Origin of the sequence: Streptomyces sp. NPDC001315 (assembly GCF_042896175.1) — a bacterium.
Taxonomy (GTDB): domain Bacteria; phylum Actinomycetota; class Actinomycetes; order Streptomycetales; family Streptomycetaceae; genus Streptomyces.
In genome coordinates, this window is record NZ_JBIAWZ010000036.1 from 18751 (window position 1) to 36983 (window position 18233).

Consider the following 18233-nt stretch of genomic DNA (forward strand, 5'->3'; position numbering starts at 1 on the left):
CCCGCATGTTCCCCCCGGCTCAGTCGGGTTGCCCGGCTCGGCCGGCTGCTCGGTGGCGGTCACCGCCGAACGGTGGCCGCTGAGCAGTACCCGGACACCCAGCCCGGACGCCGCCCCGACGTCGTCGGCGGGCCCGAGACTCACGGCATCCAGCAGGGCGACCCAGGAGGTGCGGCCCGTTTCCAGGGCAGCGACGACGAGTACGGCCATCCCGGCACGAACTGGTCGTTGCTGCGGGCGCCGCGTCCGTAGACGTGGCAGAACGGCCGGTCGTCGCTGGTCGGGGCATCGGGGCGGAGCCAGTTGCTCACGTCCACAGCCAGCACGATGCGTCCATGGGCCGCTTTGGGCAGCGGCAGGCCGGTCAGCGCGCGGCGCAACCGTGCCGGCTCCAGCCAGCCCCGGTCCAACGCGGCACACAAGGCCCCGTGCCCCCGCCGGTGCTCGACCGCCAGGCAGAGCTCGACCAGGGTCTTCACCGGCCCATCGGTGCACAAGACCGCGTCGGTGATCTCGAAGAGCGCATGGGCACGGCTGTACAGGCAGTCGTAGAAGTCGACCCGAAAGCGGGACAACGCGTCCAATGCCTCGCCTGCAGGTCCTGGCACGGGGAGACTCATACGCAGCGGCCGTTCTCTCGTGCTTCGTTACTCGACATCTCGAAGCGTGGAGAACGGCCGCCTCCGCTGTCACGGGAAGAACCGCAGATCAGCAGGTCGGGTGACAGGCGCGGTTAAACGTCAAGTTCAGGCCAGGAAGCACGTCAATGTCAGTCCCCTTCAGGCAGGGAGAAGGCGAACAGCTTGTTGTTGGGGCGGTTTTCCGGGAGGTGGTAGCCGGAGCCCCAGTAGACGGTGCCGTCGACAATTGCAGCGCCGCCGAGGACCGCGCCACCGCTTGCAAAGCTCCACCGGATCTTACCGGTGGCGGCGTCCAGGGCGTACATGTCACCGGACAGCGAGCCGGCGTACACCACGCCGTTGGCGGAGGAGACAAAACCCATGTCCAAGTCGCCCTTGGGGTCGGCGGTCTGCCAGAGGATCTTGCCGGTGGCGGCGTCCATGGCGGTGATGAAGCCGTTGCTGGTGGTCGACTTCTCACCGGTCGCAGAGGTGATCGTGGTGGGCACGTGGCCGTAGTTGGTGATCTCCGCGTAGATACGCTTGCCGTCTGCCGCGGTACCCCACTCAATTCCGCCAAGTGAGCTTCCGGGACCGGCCTGGGTCTGCCAGACGACCTTCCCGGTGGCCGGGTCCAGCGCCCAGTACACACCACTCTTCTGACCGACACCGAGGAGATCAATGGTCTTTCCATCGACAACGGTGTTGTACAGGTTCGGTCCGGCGCCGAAGTCGTAGTCCGGACCGCTGGGGTGCGGAATGGTCCACGAGTCGGCGTCAAGGGTCTGGCGGGCCCAGGCTATCGAGCCGCTCTTCAGATCCAGGGCCAGGATCGAGTCGACGTGGTTGTCCGGGGAGCCCGGGGTGCACCCGGTCTGGCCCGGCTGGGTGCACACCCCGTCCGGCACCGTGTAATTGTTGCCGGTGGACACGTACAGCAGTCCTCGCCGGCGGTCCACGACTGGGGTGCTGGACCACACCGCACCGCCCGTGTAACCCTCCGGCACCGTGCGAATCTTCCACAGCACCTTGCCGGTGGCCACGTCCAGCGCCAGCACACTGCCACGGAAGGTGTACGGGAAGTCCTTGGTCTCCGCCTTCGACGACACACCCACGTATGCCACCCCGTCGGAGATGACTGGGGAGCTGGTGATGAGTGCATCCGGGTTGTCATCCACCTTGGTGCGCCACAGCGGCGCACCGGTCTTGGCATCCGCGCCCATCATGAAAGCACCCTCGGTGGTGGCAACGGTCTGCACGCCCTCGCCGAACACCAGCGTGCCGTTCGCGTAGGCGGGGCTGGTCCGCGAGATGTCCCCGGCCACACCGCTGTACGCGCTGATCGGCTTCGACCACAGAGCCTTTCCGGAGCCGGTGCTCACCGCCGACAGCCTGCCGCCCCAGTCCGGTACGTACGCGACGCCGTCCACCACGGTAGGTGTGGCGGAAACACTGCCGGCCGCCGTGTAGATCCACCGCGGCTTCAGGTTCTTCACGTTGTGGGAGTTGAGGATTCTCTCGGATGCCGCGTTCCGAGTGTTGTTGGTGTTCTGGCCGGCCGATACCCAGTCCGCAGTCGATTTCTGCGGTGGCGTCGCCTGCGCCGCACCGGCGTACGCCACGGTGCTGAGCGTCGCGGTGAGCGCGGTACCCACCGCTGCGATCCGGAACTTACTCCATTTGGTCAATGCCATGGTGCGTGAATCTCCTCAAGCTAATGCTTTGGACGGCCGTGCAAACTGCGGGCCACCGGGTGGGATTGTCCCGGCGACGGCAAAGCCGTCCGCGTTCAAGAGGTGGTCATGGTGAGGTTTGGATGAGCTCGTTATCGGCGACGCGATCGCCCTCGACCGCCTGCTCCGCCCTGAGAATCCGTCACGGCGGCGCCCACCCATGGGCATTTACTGCCCTCGCGCTCCCATCTCGCGAGTCGACGAATGAAATGTAGGCCGACTTCGACGGCCTAACATGCCCACGAATGCACGACGGTTGTCCCTGCAGTGCATTCAGTGATGCGTATCCGGATGCAGCACTCCGCGTTCTTGCTCGACGACGAACTGTTCGATCGCGCATATCGGCGGCTGTGCGATCGCGACATCGAGCACTGGGCCGACCCGCAGATGCGCCGCCCAGGCGAGATCAACAACGAGCACGGCGGTCGAGGCGTGCACTTCAAAGACCCGGCGGGTCACGCGATTGAGTTGATCACCCGCCCGTATCTGTAACCGGGGTAGGACCCTGGGAGCTGTCGATAAATAACTCCTTGACCTTGGTGTGGGTCATGAGCTCGCGAGATAGTGCCCGGCGATTGCGGCAAGTTGTTATGCCGTGGTTACGGTGAGGGCGCCGGTGGAGGCAGTGTGACCGAGTGCGGTGAGTACCGGGGTTGCGTCCCAGAGGGTCGCGCCGATCCTGCTCTTGCTCAGGCCGGTCGCCTCGGCGAGCACGGCGTTCGTCATGGACCAGCGTTTCTTGAGGAGGAAGACGACGAGTTGGTCGGCGGCGGAGAGTCGCCTGCCGCCGGCACCGGAGCCACCGTCGGGACGCTTTCCGCGAAGGAGGATCGGTGGATGTTCGGCACGCCAGGTGCGGTAGCGGACGGCGAGGCCAGCGAAGGCAGAGGGTTCCAGGCCGGTGAGGCTGGTGATCCCACAGCGCTCTTCCCCGGGTGCCCTGGCCGTCGGAGCGGAGGTGCAGGGTCCCGGGCCATGGGTTCGCGAGCAGGAGAAGGCACGCAGTCCGGCATGACGTTCGGCGCAGTGACGGCCGGGACGGCCGCGAGGTCGAGAGGCGTCCCCGCCGCCGTCAGGTGATGTGCCGCAGCAGCGCGGCGACCGCCGGGGGCGCCTCGCCGGGAGGTCGTACCACCATGATCTTCCAGTTCGGCGCGTGCCGGTCGAACCGGTACTGGGGCAGGTCGGGGAAGCGGTCCGCGATCGACTTGGGCATGATGCAGACACCCAGGTCGCCTCGGACCAGTTCGGCCGCCGCGCCGATGTCGTTCACCTCGAACGTCGTGCTCCGGTCGACGCCCGCGGCCCGGAAGGCCCGGTCGACCGCGTAGCGGATGGCCCAGCCGGGTGTGAAGTCCACCAGGGGCAACTGGGCGATGTCGCCGAGCCGGACCTCGCCGTTCGGTGTCGCCCCGGCGAGCACCCGCCGGGGCGCCGCCAGCAGCACCATGTCCTCGCGGGACAGCAGCCGGGTGGTGAGCCCGCGCTGCTGCTGGCGGTCCAGCGCGACCACGGCCAGGTCCACCGTGCCGTCACACAGTGCCTGCCGGATGTCGGCGACGGCCGCCTGTCGCAAGTGCACGACCACGCCCGGATGCTCCGCCCGCAGCGCGGCCAGGGCGTGGTGGAGTACCGCCCACACCCCCTGCATCGTGCCGACGGTCACGCGCCCGAGCAGTTGCCCTCGTACGCCATCGACGGCCTCCCGTGCCAGCTCGGCGGCCCGGAGCGTCGCGCGTGCGGCGGGAATGAACGCCTCGCCGGCCGGGGTGAGGGCGACGCGGTGTGTGGTGCGGTCGAACAAGGGGGTGCCCAGTTCGCGTTCGAGGGCGCGGACCGTGCTGGACACGGCGGACTGGACCACGTGCAGCCGCCGTGCCGCCGCCGTGAAACCGCCTGCGTCGGCCACCGCGACGACGACCTCCATCTGCCGCAGATCCATCATCCGCTCCCGGTCAAGCAGCCCTTCGTCCGGCTCCGTCCGGCGCGAAGGCGACGGTCTTCGATCTTCGCTGCATCGTATGTGGACGGTGGGGCGTCGTACGGGTGCGCCGGTTCATGCCCCTGCAGGTGCTTGGTCACATACGCCGGGCCGACGGACCGAGACCGCGGGGTTCCTCAGGCGCGCACCAGCGGTGTGTCGACCAGATGCTCGGCCAGGAACCACGCCTGCCGTTCGCCGGTCCGGATCACCTGGGAGACCAGCAGGTCGATGGTGCCGTCGTCACCGCACTCGGCGGTCCGGGCGGCGGCGTCGTGGGCCTCGGTGAGGATGGTCTCGTGGGCCTCGAGCAGCCGGGACAGCATGGCCGGCACCTCCTCCACCCCGTCCGGGGGTCGCGGAATCGACGTGATCTCGGCGACGTGCCTGGGATCTCCCACCGCGACGCCGCCCAGCGACTGGACGCGCTCGGCGATGGTGTCGATGATCTCGAGCTGTTCGCCCGCGTGCTTGTCCAGGACCAGGTGCAGCTGGTAGAAGGTCGCGCCGCGCATCAGCCAGTGGTGCTTCTTGTAGAGGCCGTAGAGGATCTGTGTGTCCGCAAGGACCTTGTTCAGGCGCTGACAGGAGTACATCCGCGCCTCGTAGGACAGGGCGACCGGGAACTGCTTGACGGTCCCGAACTCCTGGATCACCTCGCCCTTCTGGTGCAGCCAGGGCTGGCTGCTGTGGGCGTATGGGGGGTTGGTGGTCATGGTCCGCCTCCTGCGGTGCCGTGTTGTGTGTACTCCGGCGACGCTAGGTGCCTGGTCGAGGGATGGCTTGACCCGCAGTGCATGCGGTGGTGCCCACCAGCGCACTGAGCCCGGTGCTCGTGACGGGCGTTCACTCTCGAGCAAGTATCCGTGCGTCGGCGGACTCGGGCCGTTCTTCGGCAGCTCCAGCGTCGGCGCAACAGGTCATCCCGGAGTGCCGGTGGAACAAGGAGAGGCATGCGTGCGAACGAGCAGGCGGATGTCGTGGTCGTCGGGCTTCCTCGGTGACCTGGCAGTCCTGTCCGAGGAAACATGCGGCGCACACCGGCACGGGCCATCAGGTCGACGTACTGTTCGGCAATGGTCTGCTTGGCCATGGCGCTCCTCGGGTTCCGGCAGTGCCGTAGGCGCCGCCATGCGAGGGCACAGCGAGCCCGCTTCGGGATCACGTTAGAGAGACCAGAGAGCACCACTTGCCTGTCCATGCACGCGATCCGTTCAGGCAGTGCACCGATCCCCGGCCCTGCTGCGGCCGACGCGATCCGCACCCGCCGCCGGGCGAATGGGCCCGTCCAGCAGGGGGAGTGAACGGCCGCTGCGGCCACTACGCACCGCGATCAGTTCCGCCGCGAAGGACACCGCAGTCTCCTGCGGTGTAGACGCACCGAGGTCGAGGCCCACGGGCGCGTGCAGTCTCGCCACGGCCTCGGGGGACACGCCGGCCTCCGCGAGGTCGCGGATCCTTCGTGCCTGGGTGCGCCGGGAGCCGAGCGCACCCACGTAGGCCAGTGGACGGCCGAGGGCCTCGGCGAGAACCGGGATGTCGAACTTCGGGTCGTGCGTCATCACGCACACCACGGTCCTGCGATCGGTCTCCACACCTGCCAGGTGCCTGTGGGGCCAGTCGACCACGACCTCGTGGGCGTGCGGGAAGCGTTCGGGTGTGGTGAAGGTGGAGCGGGCGTCGCACACCGTGACGTGGTACCCGAGGAACGCGCCGATCTGGCTCACGGCGGCGGCGTGGGCGTCGGCTCCGAACACCAGAAGCCGTGTCGGCGGGAACCATGCCTCGAACAGAACCCGGGGCTCGCCGTGCACGCCGATGTCGTAAGTTCGTACGACGGTGTCGTCCTCAGCGTCTTCGTGGCGGAGTATCGAGCGGGCGTCGGCGAGGACGGCGAGATCCAGAGCGGCGCTGCCGGTGCTACCCAGATGCCCGTCCTTCCACACGGCGGCGGCTCCGCCGGTCTGTCCGTCGAGTCCCGGCATCACTCGCGCCACGACGACCGGACGCCTCGCCGCCGCGGCCAGGTGCGCGGCGGCGAGGACCCGCCCCAGGTCCTCGTCCACGGCCTGCACGAAGACGTCGATCTCGCCTCCGCACGTCAGCCCCACCGCGAACGCGTCGTCGTCGGAGTATCCGAAGGAGACGAACCGCGGCTGTCCCGACGCCAGCACCTCACGGGCCAGGTCGTACACGGCGCCTTCGAGGCAACCTCCCGACACACCGCCGAGGGCCGTGCCGTCGGCATGGACGCACAGTGCCGCTCCCGGTTTCAGCGGCGCGCTGCCCCGGACGGCGACGACGCTGGCGATGGCGTAGGGGGCTCTGGCGGCCTGCCACTCCAGCAGGCGGGGGGCCAGGTGTCGCATGAGGATCTCCGATCTGTTGTCGGGGCTGGGCGGTTGTCGTCGGCTGGACGAGTGGGTCATCGGGCCGCGTCCGCGGGCTTCATCCCGAGGAACCTGCGACCGTTCGCCTCGAGCGTCGCTGCCTCGATTCCGTGGCCGAGCAGGTATCCGACCGGGTCGGGCTGCGCCATGTCGAAGGGGTAGTCGCTGCCGCAGACGATCCGGTCGGGCGAGGCGTGGGCTCGCAGCAGCCTCAGGACCTCCGGATCGTGGGTGATCGTGTCGAAGTAGAGGAGGGAGAAGGACTCCGCAGGGGGACGTCGCGGGAGCGCCAGCCGTGCCCCCACCGCCCCAGCAGCAAGGGCGCGCAGCCCCCGCCGTGGACGAAGCAGATCCGCAGGTCGGGGAGTTCTTCCAGCACTCCGCCCAGCAGGACGGCGGCCACGGCGGTCGTGGTCTCGACCGGATTGCCGATCAGGTTGACCAGGTAGTGGTGGTCCCATTCGGCGCGCGGCAGTTGCATCGGGTGGACCAGGACCGACAGGCCCAGTTCGGCGGCGACGCCGAGGACTTCCCGTGGCAACGCGCAGCTCGGCGCCCTCGACGCTCATGCGGTCGAGTTCCGGGATGCGGTTTGATGTCCACGAGGAGCCCCCACGACACCGGGCACATCACGGGCCGCCCTACAACCCACGGCCCGTAGCAGACCGTGGGCGACCTTGCTTCTCACGAATGCGGCATCCAGACACCCCGGCACGTCGATATCGGCGACATACCGGCCTTTCCCGGTGAGCAGCCGCTCGTCCTCGCGTCGCGTCCATTGCGCCATCACAACACCTCGTCCCTGTCTTTGTGGGAACTGATGGGGCGAGATCCGCACCCCAGCGCTCGTCATCATGCGGGATTTCCGGCCGCGTGGTGCCTGGCAATGGCCTCGTGGCGTTCCGCCTCCGTGTAACCGCCCCAGACGCCGTAAGGCTCGCGAGAGGCCTTGGCGAAGAGAGCGCAGGGAGAGCTGACCGGGCAGGTCCGGCAGATCGCACGTGCCGCCTCTTCCCGCCGCCGGCGTGCAAGGCCCCGCTCATCGTTGGGCGAGAAGAAGACAGAACTGTCCATGCCGCGGCACGCAGCGTAGGCTTGCCACTCCCACATTTCGAGAAGGGGTTTGGTCCGGGTCTTCATGAAAACCTCCGCTCGATGTTCCACATCGTCGTTCGTGTCAAGGTCCCCATCAGTACGGTAGCGACGACCAGGGGCGGTACTTGTCGTCCGCTGCACCAAGGGATGCCTCTCAGTGCACTTTTCGCTCCTTGAAGCTGCTCAGAAGGCGGATCATTAAGCTGGGCAGAGCCGGTCCCGGAAATCGCCGACTTTGAGGCTGAATTCGAGAAGGTCGTACGCCCGCTCTTGCAGAACGGCGGGGTCTCGGCCGCAACGCCACCTATGACGAGACCATCCGCCGGGGCGTCGGGGTCGTCGGGAAATTCGCCACACCAAGGCTTCCGGGTGCCGGAATGCGTGGACAGTAGGGGATCGCAGCCTGCTATCCCGCCCTGCGCAGAGCAGAGCCGTCGGCATGGGTGCCGCAGTGCCGGTGGGTGAACACGGCGTGTCGGCGATGCGCCCTGTTCAGGACGGCGGCCGCGATCGTCGGCCCCACCATTGGGGCCTGCAGGTAGACCCACAGGAAACCGATCTTCCCGGAGACCACAGCCGGCCCGAACTGGCGTGCCGGGTCTTCCGATCCTCCGGTTGTGGTGCCCAGCAGGGCGATCGCCGCGCACATCAGGAAGCCGACCAGCCAGGGAACCAGCGGCGCCAGTTTCGGGGACCGCAGGAAGAGTCCGACGAGGTAGACGATGACCCCCATACTGACGGCCTCGGCCAGGTGCAGCCCGCCGGCGGACCAGCCGACGCCGGGCTGCAACGCGGCGTCCAGCACCGGCGGGTCACCGACCACCGGCCCTCACAGCGCGCCGGCGGCAAGGACCCCGAGTACGGACCCGACGAGTTGAGCGACGACATACGGAAGGACCGACACTCCCGGGAAGACTCCGAGGCGCCACATGGCCAGGGAGACCGCCGGGTTGATGTGCCCTCCCGAGATCCGGCCCGGTCGCCGGATCGCGGCCGCTCCGTCGTCGCCGACTCGGTCCGCCGCCGCCAGCAGGACCGCGCGCAGCACCAAGCCGGCGGCGACCAGAGCCGTACCCGAGAGCACGGGAGCCAGGGCCACGCTCCCGTGTGGGGGCTGCAGTGCGGCCTCGGCCGCCCAGCCCAGGGCATCTCGCCCAGCACCACAGCCGACTCACGGCCACCGACCGCCGCTACGAAGAGCGGGCCCGCCGCCTGGTGGTGAAGGGCACGGCACCTGAGGTGACCCACGCATTCGATGCCGCCGCGGGACCTGTGGTGCCGGAGACGGAGGAGACGGCCGACGCGATGAACACGTCGAGGTGACTCCCGCTGGAAGACCGGGCCTGGACGGGCATGACCGCGCTGGACGCCCCGGACGACGCCGAGTCAACTGATGCCGTCGGGTGAGGGGAACACCCTCAGCACCGGTGGGGCGGGGTGAGGGCCAGAACGCCGGTGGCGCGCGCCCGTGTTTCTGCGGTCAAGGCGAACGGGTTGCTGCCCAGCACCGCCGCGATCCCGGAAGCGAGGCGGGATGCGGCCCACGTCCGCTCGTCCTTGGCATCGTCGTCTCCGGCGTCCTCGGCCCAGGCCGGTTCAGTCCCGCCTGCCGGTGAGCTCGGCGAGGGCACGGTCGATGTCGATGTGAAGGCTCTCCGTGCCCGGAGGCACGAGCGAGACCGTCCGCTGCACGAACGCGGCGACCGCTGACTCCGCGATGTCTATCAGCGCCGCGCCCGCGAAGGACCTCAGGACGACGCGCACGGAGTGAGGATGGCAACGGTGCCGGGGAATCACCAGCACGTCCCCGGTACCGGTAGGCCGGCGCAGGCCCTCCGTGAGCAGCGAGCGGGCGAACACCCAGTCCACGGCTCTGGCCGCGGGTGCGCCGAGGGAGAGTCGGACGGCATAGGGGTCGGACATGTCGTAGTGCAGCTCCGCAGGCAGCGGGGCCGACGGCTCGTCCGGGACACTGACGTGCACGGTCACCATGCACATGACCGAGGCGGAAGGCTGGATCATTTCATTCCCCAACACGGGCTGCAGGAGCGGATTTCCTCTGAATGACCCTAAAATCCCGGGGCCGCTGCATCTTGTCGTGGAATGCACGGAATGTGGCACGAGAAAGAACCGGGCAGCGGTTTCAGCGGGTTCTTGCGAGGAACCCCAGGGCTTCCGCCATGGGAGGAATCGCATCCCTGGGGCCGTGGCGCGCCGCGCTATCGCTGGTGCCTGCTCGGCCGCGAAGTGGCCGGGGACTCGGTCGTCACGGAGCCAGTGCTGCTGTCACGTGGCGGGGGTTCACTCTGTCGGGTGGTGGGAGGCGAACGTGTGGCGGGAGTCGCGTCCAGCCCCACCCGCGGGTTTCGGGGTGCGGCGGGGGCCGTTGACTCGGCCCCACGTCGCCACAACAAGTCGAGGTGACGCGATCGGAAGCCGGTCCCTCGACAAGGCGGTTCAACCCCGCCTGCCAGTTGACTCGGCGAGGGCAGGGCCGATGCCGACCAGCGCCGCGCCGGTGGCAGACCGTCCCCGGTTCCGGTGGGTCGGCGCGGGCTCTCCATGAGCCGCTCCGCGTGAATCGTTCCGCCGAACGTCACTCAGCCGTGCGCTGTTCGTCGGCCAGGCCGTGAAGCTGCCAATCGCGAGGCGCTATGCCATAAGCGGCACGGAAAACACGGCTGAAGTGGCTGGGGCTCACGAAACCCCAACGTCGGGCGACGGTCGCCACCCCGATTCTCAGAGCCGGGGACCGCAGAAGATCCCGACGGCACCGCTCCAGTCGCTGCATCCGGATCCACTCCCCGACGGTGGTTCCCTCCAGCTGGAACAATTTGTGCAGGTAGCGCACCGAAATGAAGTGGGCGGCGGCGATCGCGGTGGGTGACAGGTCCGGGTCGGAGAGGTTTTGCAGGATGTGGTCCTTCACTCGCACCATCATGGCCGCGGCAGTTTCAGGAGCCTGAGGCGTGAAGCGGCCGCACTGCTCGTTGATGAACAGTGCCAGCAGGTCGAGCCCGGTGGCGACGAACTGACGGCCGACGAAGTCGTCGAAGCCCGCTGCTTCGCGTGCCATATGCGAGAAGTAGGTCGCCACCAGTGCGGCACTTCCGTCACGACCCGAGAACGATGTCGCGGTCAACGCCCGCAGGTCCTCGTCCCGCACGCGAAGTTCCTTCCGAGGGAACTGAAATGAGGTGAAGCAGACCTCGCCCTCCACTTTCTTTCTGAACACCCGAGACGAATCAGAAATGGAGAAATCTCCCGGCTGTATCGGGCATTCTCTCCCGTCCTGCTCCTTGACGGCGCTGCCTCTGCACTGAAACGTGAGGACGAGGAATTCCTTCCCGTCCCGGGCTATCAGGCGCTTGCTGCGCGTCACCTCTTGAGAACCGGCCTGGACGTCCGACACCTGAGTGGCACCCAATTGGTGGGTGACGATTCTTCCCGGCGACGGATCTTCCTCCAGGATATTGACATCGAGCGGTATGAACGCCTGGGACACCGCTTCATGCCAGCGCTCTAGCCGGTCAGTTGCGGACAGCGCCGCGGTGGAAAGGACGGCGGACATCTGACCCCCTTGACAGCCTGATCGACAGGCGGTTCGGATCCGGTCATCGGACGGCCCGATCACCGAAGAGGCGGTGTGCCTTCCAGAACACCGTGCCAGCCGGCCTGGGCCGGCACATCGCGTGAATCCGCTAGATCAGGGGTGCCGGACTGAGATGCCCCTCACGTGATGGCTCCGCCGGTGGCACCGGCGACGACGTAGCGCTGCGCGACGACGAGGAGTACGGCGGCGGGGACGGACGCCATGACCGTGGTGGCCATGATGGCGTTCCACTGGTTCGTGTGGGCACCGATGTACTGGTAGATGCCCAGGGTGATCGGCCGTACGGTCTGCGTGGTGGTCAGCGTGAGGGCGAAGAGGAAGTCGCTCCAGGTGAAGAGGAAGGTGAAGACGGCCGAAGTGATCAACGCGTTCCTGCTCATCGGGAGCACCACGGAGCGGAAGACGCGCAGCCTGCCGGCGCCGTCCACGCGCGCGGCCTCGACGATCTCCCTGGGAATGTTCCGCATGAACGAACGCAGAATGATGATCGCGAAGGGGACTCCCGCGGTGGAGTCCGCGAGGATCAGTCCGAGGTAGGAGTTCAGGAGTCCCAGGTCGTTGTGGGCGCTGTAGAGCGCGTTGGCCACGACGATGCCCGGCACCATCTGCGTGATCAGGATGCCGAAGAGCACGAGGTTGGTTGCGCGGAGGCGGAACTGGGCCCAGAGCGTAGGCCGCGGGCGCGGCCGGCCCGAGGCTGAGGGCGACGCTGCCTACGGCCACGACGAGGCTGGTGACGAGGTTGCGTCCTTGATCGCGCAGTGCGGTGACGTATCCACCGAGGTCCGGATGGAGGGGAACCAGCCTCCCTGCAGTGTGTTGCCCGCCGGCTGGAGGGAGGCGTTCACCATCCAGTAGACGGGAAACAGCATCAGCGCGAGCAGGACGATCCCGACGATGGTGGACGGCCGGCCGCGGCCCGGTGCGCGCTTCACGGAATCGCCTCATCGACGTCCCGGGCGCGACGGTTGGCGCGCAGGTAGGCCAGCAGCTGTATCTGTCACCGCGGACTGTCGGCGCTCACCTGTACCGCATCTTCCCGAAGCTCGGGATCACCTCTCGCGGCCAGCTGAGGGACAAGCTGACCGCGAGCTGAGACATGACCTGTGCGGTACCCGGCGTTACAGGCTTGCTGTGCTCGGCTTCGCTGCCGCGCCCTGCCGGCGTTCGGTGGTCCAGTAAAGGAGGGCGACGAGGGGCAGGGCAGCGCCGAGGGCGGTGAGGGCGGTCCAGCCTCCGGCGTGGTAGGCGACGGATCCGAACTGGGAGCCGACCGCGCCGCCGACGAAGAACATGGCGATGAAGGCGCTGTTGAGGCGGGCGCGGGCGGCGGGGTCGAGCTGGTAGACGGTGTGCTGACCGAGGATCAGAGTGGTCTGTACGGCCATGTCGATGAGAATCGCGGCGAGAGCGATCAGGACGACGCTGTGTCCGCCGAATCCGGCGAGCGCGAAGGCCAGGGCGGCGACCACGAAGGCCATACCGGTCATGGGGCGGACGAGCCCCCGGTCGGCCCAGTGCCCGGCGAACGGGGCGATGGCCGCTCCGGCCGCGCCGACGAGGGCGAACACGCCGACCCCGACCGGGGAGTAGTGGAAGCGGGGACCCGTCAGGACGAAGGAGACCGTGGTCCAGAAGGCACTGAAGGCGCCGAACATCGCCGCCTGGTAGAGGCCACGGCGCAGCAGTGCCGGGTGCGTGCGCACCAGCCGGACGGTGGAGCGCAGTACATGGTGGTACGGGATGGTGGTGGTAGGCGCGTGCTGCGGCAGGGCCGCCCGCAGGGCCACCGCGAGCACGGCCATCAGGGCGGCGGAGCCGAGGAAGACGACACGCCAGCCAGCGAGGTCCGAGACCAGACTGCTCAGCGTGCGGGAGAGCAGGATGCCGGTGAGCAGGCCGCTCATCACCCGGCCGACGATGCGGCCGCGGGCGTGGTCGGGCGCGAGGCCGGCGGCGAACGGCACGAGGATCTGGGCAACGACCGAGGTGGCCCCGCTGACCAGCGAGGCGATCAGCAGCATGGGGAAGCTGGTGGCGAGTCCCACCGCCACGAGGGCGAGGGTCGTGACCGTCAGCAGGACGGTGATCAGGTTGCGCTTCTCCAGCCGGTCGCCGAGCGGGACCAGGAAGAGCATGCCGATCACATAGCCGACCTGGGTGAGCGTGATCAGCGCGCCGGCGGTGGCCGTGCTGGTGTGGAAGACACCGCTCAGGGAGGACAGCAGGGGCTGGGCGTAGTAGAGGTTGGCGACCGTCATACCGGAGGCGACGGCCAGGAGCGCGACCAGCCACCCCGGCACGCTGTGAGGGGCCGTTGCGGTTGCGGGCTGACGCGAGGTCCCGAGTTCGGGTGATGCGGACATGCGCACCTTCTTGACGGGGCGAGCCGGGATACCGGCGAGGGCGGATGTGTTGTGCGGTGGCAGCTTCTTCGATGCCGGCACGCAGGCGTAAGCGTCGATGTGCCCCTCGGTTCTTCCTCATCCGACGCGATCGTTCGCGATGTCAGTCATCTCGATCAGAGATGAATCTCGCCGTCCCCAGGTGCCCTGGGATCCGCCCGAGGCCCAGCGTTTGAGCACCTCACGCTCCATGACCAGTTCCTTGGCCTCTTTCTTCAACTGCGCGTTCCCCCGCCGCAGCCGCGCGAGCTTCTCGCTCTCGCCCGCCGCCGTGGCCCCGCCAGCCCTGCGGGCGCGATACCCAGTTCGCCAGCGTGGTCTCGTTGATCCCGAGATCCTGCGCGACCTGCGCGATCGGCTTGCCGGTCTCGGCGACGATCCACACAGCCCCCTCACGGAACTCCGCGTCGAACTTCCGCCTCTTGCCTGCCATGACCCCCAACTTCCCCTGCAGTCTCTACGCTACGAGGGGAAGGTCACTCCTGCCCACTGCCCCCGGTGCCTCTGCGGAGGAGGGGGAACTCCGTGGCTGACGCCGGCGGGCCGGTGTTTCGTGGGCCGGTACACAACAGCCAGATCGCGTGGGGCAACCACGATGTGGTACAGAACCAGCACCCCAGCTCCGGTCGCAACCTCGAAGACCTCCAGGCCGACATGCAAGCTCTGCTGGACAGACTCGACGAGCTTGGCCTGTCGCCCGGCGACGCAGCGGCCATCCGCGCGGACGCCGGCGAACTCTTGGACGAGGCGTCGGCCCAAGCCCCCGACTCGGGGCGCCTGCACCGGCTGTACGAGCGGATCAGGATGGTGCTCGGAGCGCTCGCCACGGGGGCGGTTACGGGCGCCGGGGCTGGTGCGGCCGAACTCGCACACGCCATGCTGGCAGACCTCCAGCGGGCTCTTCCATAGGAAGAAGGCCGCCAACTGCCCTCAGCCCGATATGCGGCCGATGGCCGCGCAGAAAGCCACGCGCCTCGGTGCTTTCTGGATCGAGGAGAAGCCCTGGGACAACCCTGCAGCCTCCGGCGATGCCAGGGCGGTTCACTTCTGTCTGTTGGCTCGCGGTGACCATGACCGGAACGATGCGCACGCGGGATCCCGGGCATGCGGCTTTCTGGCGAACGGTGACGGCCCCGTGTCTTGGGAGCTGTCGCCTCAACCGAGGTAGTTGATCTGCAGCACAGTGATCGTCTTGAGCGTGTGCTCGATGAGGAGTACGGCGAATGCCTGCTCGGTAACCATCATTCGCATGATGCTGTCGTCTTCGCCGTAGGGCTGCGTCGCCTCAAGTGGGTCGTGGCAGGCGTCGGCGAGTGCGAGGGTGAGGGCTTCACTGGCGGTGGCCGGCATCGCTTCGTGGACCGTTCAGCTTCGCGCCAATGCAGGCCCGCGGCCTCCTGGGTGCCGTGCGCGTGGCTGGAAATCGCGGGCGTCGTCTCTGAATCGCCTCGGCGTGGGGCCGATCCACCAGTACTCTCGTTCCCATGTACTCGCTGGTGAACGCGGTCGACTCGATCGCCCACGAGACAGGATTCGCCGGCGTCGTCTCGGTGGACCGCGGGGGCGAGATCGAACTGGCCAAGGCCTACGGGCTGGCGCACCGCGGCACCAAGACGCCCAATACCGTCGACACCCGGTTCGCGATCGCCAGCGGTACGAAGGGGCTAACCGCGCTCGCCGTCGTGACCCTGATTGAGCAGGGTGTGCTCCAGCTGTCCACAACCGCCCGCTCGGTGCTCGGCGAGGATCTGCCGCTCATCGATGACGGCGTCACCGTTGAACACCTCCTGGCCCACCGGTCGGGAATCGGCGACTATTTCGACGAAGACGCCCACCAGGAGATCACGGACTACGTGCTGCCGGTGCCCGTGCACGAACTCGCCACCACCGAGCAGTACCTGGCCGTGCTCGACGGCCACCCTGCGAAGTTCGCGCCTGGCGAGCGGTTCTCCTACTGCAACAGCGGGTACGTCGTTCTCGCGTTGATCGCCGAGAGGGTCGCAGGGGTGGCCTTCTCCGAACTCGTGCGCGCACGGGTCTGCGAGCCCGCAGGCATGCGTGACACTGAGTTCCTTCGCTCCGATGGACTGCCCGAACGCACCGCACTCGGCTACCTGCCCCTCGACGGGGTCTCCAGGACCAACGTGTTCCACCTCCCGGTACGAGGCAGCGGTGATGGCGGGATCTATTCCACGGTCGCGGACTTCAGCTCGTTCTGGCCCGCCCTGTTCTCCGGGAAGATCGCATCGCCGGGTTGGGTGGCGCGGATGCTGCTCCCACGCAGTGACGTGCCCGTGAAGTCGAAGCGCTACGGTCTCGGCTTCTGGCTCCACCGGTCAACCGACGTCGTGATTCTGGAGGGTTATGACGCCGGTGTCTCTTTCCGCAGCGTGCACGACCCGCGATCCGCCCTTACCCACACCGTGATCTCCAACAGCTCCGACGGCGCGTGGCCGGTCACTCGGCTCTTCGACGACCACTTGTCCTAGACCGACCGCCCCGGCGGTCAGGCCGGGGTCTGTCCAGCCAACGGCTCTGGCCCGTAGTCGGTGGTGACGCCCAGTAGCCGCCTTTGTCATGATCTTGTGGTGGATATCAACTCCCTTATGGGGATGGCGCTTTCGTGACTTTCGGCGCTGGTCGTCGAGGACGTGGCGGACTGCGGCGACGCGGTGGTGGTCTCGGCCCGGACCCGGGACGTGGCGGTGCCGTGGCCGGTGTGGGGGACGCCGACGGCGAAGGTGCACGGTTATCACCACCGAACGGTGAGGGACGTGCCGGTCGACGGCCGCCAGGTCGTCGTCCACCTGCGCGTGCGGCGGCTGGCCTGTCCGGTCCTGGGCTGCTGGCGGCAGACCTTCCGGGAGCAGATTCCCGGACTGCTGGAGCGCCATCAGCGCCATCAGCGCCGCACGGTGCGGCTTGCCTGGCAGATATCCCAGGTGGCGCGGCAGTGATGCGGCCGCACGCCTGGCCGCAGGTCAGAGGGCGCCTTGTTCGTTCGTCCGCCCCGCACCCTGCGGGTGACACCCGGCCCGCAGGGGTCAGCCTCCGGTCGCATGCCCAAATACCGCTGGGGGCCGACGATTTGGAAACGGCCGGGACCTAGCTTCGGTTCCATGACCACAAGATCCCGCAGGGCTGCTCTGGCCGCTCTGCTCACCCTCGGGCTGTCCGCTCCGCTCCTGGGCGCCGCCTCTGTCCCCTCGACTCGCGGTCGGCAATTGCCGACCCGGGGCGTGGATGAGAGCGAGTTGGCCTTACCCCTTCTCGCCGGCCCGTACCCGGTGGGCCGCCGCGTCCTGCACCTGGTCGACCGGCATCGTGCCGACCCATGGGTACCGACGGCCGCGAACCGGAAACTGATGGTGTCCGTGTCCTACCCGGCACGCTCGACCGGTGGTCCACCAGCGGCATACATGACCGTCGACGAGGCACAGCTCCTCTTGGAGGCCAGAGGACTCAGCGGGATCGTGCCGGCTGTAACCGTGGCGGGAACGCGTACCCATGCGCAGGTCTTTGCTTCTCCGGCGTCGGGTCGCTTCCCCTTGGTGCTGCTTTCTCCCGGATTCTCGATGCCGCGCAGCACGCTCACCGCGCTTGCCGACGAGCTGGCCGGCCGCGGCTACGTCGTCGCATCCGTGGATCACGCCTACGAATCTGTCGGCACGGAATTTCCGGGGGGCCGGATCCTGACCTGCGCGGCATGCGAGCAGGTCGACACCCCTGTGGAAGAGGCGGCCGCCGTGCGTGGCCGGGCCGCGGACCTGTCCTTCGTGATCGACGAACTGACGAGCCACCGGAGCACCGGAGTGCTGTCTTGCATGATCGACCCTCGCCGTATCGGGGTCGCGGGGCATTCGATCGGCGGAGCGGCTGCCGCGGCGACCATGGCCGTGGACGATCGCGTACGCGCCGGGGTCGATCTTGACGGTGACTTCTTCGTCCACCCCGCCGGGGCAGGGCTGGGCCGACGCCCGTTCATGATGATCGGTGCCGACTCCACGCACAGTCCCGACAGCCACGACACCGACTGGCCTGAAGCCTGGAGCCACCTGCACGGCTGGAGACGCTGGCTGACGGTAACCGGCGCCGAGCACTTCTCCTTCACCGACCTTCCCTATCTGGCCGACCAGTTGGGCCTGTCGGATCCAGCCGTCCCGCTCTCGGGAGTGCGCGGCTGGTCGATCACCCGCGACTACGTGACCGCCTTCTTCGACCTCCACCTGCGGGACATGCCACAGCCGATCCTCGACGGCCCCACAGCCGCCCATCCTGAGGTCGTGTTCCGGGACCGGGTGTAGGGCCTGTTCTGAGTTGAGATCACGGGAGGGCTGGCAGGCTGCGTAACCAGAGGATGGATCCGCGCAGGTGGAGTCCTGCGGCGTAGCTCTCG

17 protein-coding genes and 6 pseudogenes are annotated in these 18233 nt (G+C 68.0%); 6 read left to right on the forward strand and 17 right to left on the reverse strand.

The genetic code is table 11. The features are described from left to right. Positions 1 to 90 precede the first annotated feature (90 nt). Both ACFY16_RS41635 and ACFY16_RS41640 read right to left on the reverse strand, forming a co-directional pair. Positions 91 to 620, reverse strand: a pseudogene (locus tag ACFY16_RS41635) (transposase); the annotation flags it as partial. Positions 621 to 769: 149 nt separating this feature from the next. Beyond that, positions 770 to 2314 (reverse strand): PQQ-binding-like beta-propeller repeat protein, encoded by a 1545-nt coding sequence (locus tag ACFY16_RS41640; RefSeq protein ID WP_390652445.1) that lies wholly within the window; start codon positions 2312 to 2314, stop codon positions 770 to 772. 318 nt (positions 2315 to 2632) lie between these two features. Between ACFY16_RS41640 and ACFY16_RS41645 the strand changes: the two are divergent. Then, positions 2633 to 2845, forward strand: a pseudogene (locus ACFY16_RS41645) (VOC family protein); the annotation flags it as partial. Between the two features lie 96 nt (positions 2846 to 2941). On the opposite strand, the pseudogene ACFY16_RS41650 reads toward ACFY16_RS41645, so the two are convergent. The 12 genes and pseudogenes from ACFY16_RS41650 to ACFY16_RS41705 all read right to left on the reverse strand — a co-directional run. Further along, positions 2942 to 3262, reverse strand: a pseudogene (locus tag ACFY16_RS41650) (ISAzo13 family transposase); the annotation flags it as partial. A 163-nt stretch (positions 3263 to 3425) separates the two neighbouring features. Beyond that, positions 3426 to 4295, reverse strand: coding sequence for a LysR family transcriptional regulator (locus ACFY16_RS41655; protein ID WP_390652461.1), 870 nt, complete (start codon positions 4293 to 4295; stop codon positions 3426 to 3428). A 176-nt stretch (positions 4296 to 4471) separates the two neighbouring features. Beyond that, positions 4472 to 5050, reverse strand: a complete 579-nt coding sequence (locus ACFY16_RS41660) for a Dps family protein (protein ID WP_390652446.1) — start codon at positions 5048 to 5050, stop codon at positions 4472 to 4474. A gap of 498 nt (positions 5051 to 5548) precedes the next feature. Continuing rightward, positions 5549 to 6703: an XdhC family protein gene (locus ACFY16_RS41665; RefSeq protein ID WP_390652447.1), complete on the reverse strand. Its 1155-nt coding sequence runs from the start codon at positions 6701 to 6703 to the stop codon at positions 5549 to 5551. 232 nt (positions 6704 to 6935) lie between these two features. Continuing rightward, on the reverse strand, positions 6936 to 7265 hold the full coding sequence (locus ACFY16_RS41670; protein WP_390652448.1) for an amidohydrolase family protein: 330 nt from the start codon (positions 7263 to 7265) through the stop codon (positions 6936 to 6938). A 24-nt stretch (positions 7266 to 7289) separates the two neighbouring features. Continuing rightward, the gene (locus ACFY16_RS41675; RefSeq protein WP_390652449.1) at positions 7290 to 7580 is read right to left on the reverse strand and encodes a hypothetical protein; all 291 of its coding nucleotides are present in this window, start codon (positions 7578 to 7580) and stop codon (positions 7290 to 7292) included. After that, positions 7577 to 7864, reverse strand: a complete 288-nt coding sequence (locus ACFY16_RS41680; RefSeq protein WP_390652450.1) for a WhiB family transcriptional regulator — start codon at positions 7862 to 7864, stop codon at positions 7577 to 7579. Before ACFY16_RS41680 ends, ACFY16_RS41675 begins: the two co-directional genes overlap by 4 nt. Before the next feature lie 361 nt (positions 7865 to 8225). Beyond that, positions 8226 to 8642, reverse strand: coding sequence for an aquaporin (locus ACFY16_RS41685; protein WP_390652451.1), 417 nt, complete (start codon positions 8640 to 8642; stop codon positions 8226 to 8228). 6 nt (positions 8643 to 8648) lie between these two features. Then, positions 8649 to 8918, reverse strand: a complete 270-nt coding sequence (locus ACFY16_RS41690) for an aquaporin (protein WP_390652452.1) — start codon at positions 8916 to 8918, stop codon at positions 8649 to 8651. 497 nt (positions 8919 to 9415) lie between these two features. Further along, positions 9416 to 9841, reverse strand: a complete 426-nt coding sequence (locus ACFY16_RS41695) for an SsgA family sporulation/cell division regulator (RefSeq protein ID WP_390652453.1) — start codon at positions 9839 to 9841, stop codon at positions 9416 to 9418. A gap of 574 nt (positions 9842 to 10415) precedes the next feature. Next, complete coding sequence (locus tag ACFY16_RS41700) at positions 10416 to 11390, reverse strand: helix-turn-helix domain-containing protein (protein WP_390652454.1); 975 nt, start codon at positions 11388 to 11390, stop codon at positions 10416 to 10418. 161 nt (positions 11391 to 11551) lie between these two features. Beyond that, positions 11552 to 12304 (reverse strand): annotated as a pseudogene (locus ACFY16_RS41705) (carbohydrate ABC transporter permease). A 116-nt stretch (positions 12305 to 12420) separates the two neighbouring features. Here ACFY16_RS41705 and ACFY16_RS41710 point away from each other — a divergent pair. Next, positions 12421 to 12528, forward strand: a pseudogene (locus ACFY16_RS41710) (LuxR C-terminal-related transcriptional regulator); the annotation flags it as partial. 25 nt (positions 12529 to 12553) lie between these two features. Here the strand turns inward: ACFY16_RS41710 and ACFY16_RS41715 are convergent. Together ACFY16_RS41715 and ACFY16_RS41720 are read right to left on the reverse strand one after the other, a co-directional pair. Next, a complete protein-coding gene (locus tag ACFY16_RS41715) occupies positions 12554 to 13798 on the reverse strand; it encodes an MFS transporter (protein ID WP_390652455.1) in 1245 nt (414 codons plus the stop codon). A 220-nt stretch (positions 13799 to 14018) separates the two neighbouring features. Further along, a complete protein-coding gene (locus tag ACFY16_RS41720; RefSeq protein WP_390652456.1) occupies positions 14019 to 14270 on the reverse strand; it encodes a transposase in 252 nt (83 codons plus the stop codon). A 92-nt stretch (positions 14271 to 14362) separates the two neighbouring features. Between ACFY16_RS41720 and ACFY16_RS41725 the strand changes: the two genes are divergently transcribed. Beyond that, positions 14363 to 14746 (forward strand): hypothetical protein, encoded by a 384-nt coding sequence (locus tag ACFY16_RS41725; RefSeq protein WP_390652457.1) that lies wholly within the window; start codon positions 14363 to 14365, stop codon positions 14744 to 14746. Positions 14747 to 14992: 246 nt separating this feature from the next. Here ACFY16_RS41725 and ACFY16_RS41730 read toward each other — a convergent pair whose 3' ends face one another. Further along, positions 14993 to 15187 carry a hypothetical protein gene (locus tag ACFY16_RS41730; RefSeq protein ID WP_390652458.1) on the reverse strand — a complete coding sequence of 65 codons (195 nt, stop codon included), beginning with the start codon at positions 15185 to 15187 and terminating at the stop codon, positions 14993 to 14995. A 134-nt stretch (positions 15188 to 15321) separates the two neighbouring features. Between ACFY16_RS41730 and ACFY16_RS41735 the strand changes: the two genes are divergently transcribed. The 3 genes and pseudogenes from ACFY16_RS41735 (at position 15322) to ACFY16_RS41745 (ending at position 18141) form a co-directional block, all read left to right on the forward strand. Next, entirely contained in the window at positions 15322 to 16326 is a 1005-nt protein-coding gene (locus ACFY16_RS41735; protein ID WP_390652459.1) for a serine hydrolase domain-containing protein, read from the forward strand. Positions 16327 to 16473: 147 nt separating this feature from the next. Continuing rightward, positions 16474 to 16875: pseudogene (locus tag ACFY16_RS41740) on the forward strand (transposase family protein); the annotation flags it as partial. A gap of 81 nt (positions 16876 to 16956) precedes the next feature. Next, positions 16957 to 18141 (forward strand): alpha/beta hydrolase family protein, encoded by a 1185-nt coding sequence (locus ACFY16_RS41745; protein WP_390652462.1) that lies wholly within the window; start codon positions 16957 to 16959, stop codon positions 18139 to 18141. Positions 18142 to 18233 lie beyond the last annotated feature (92 nt).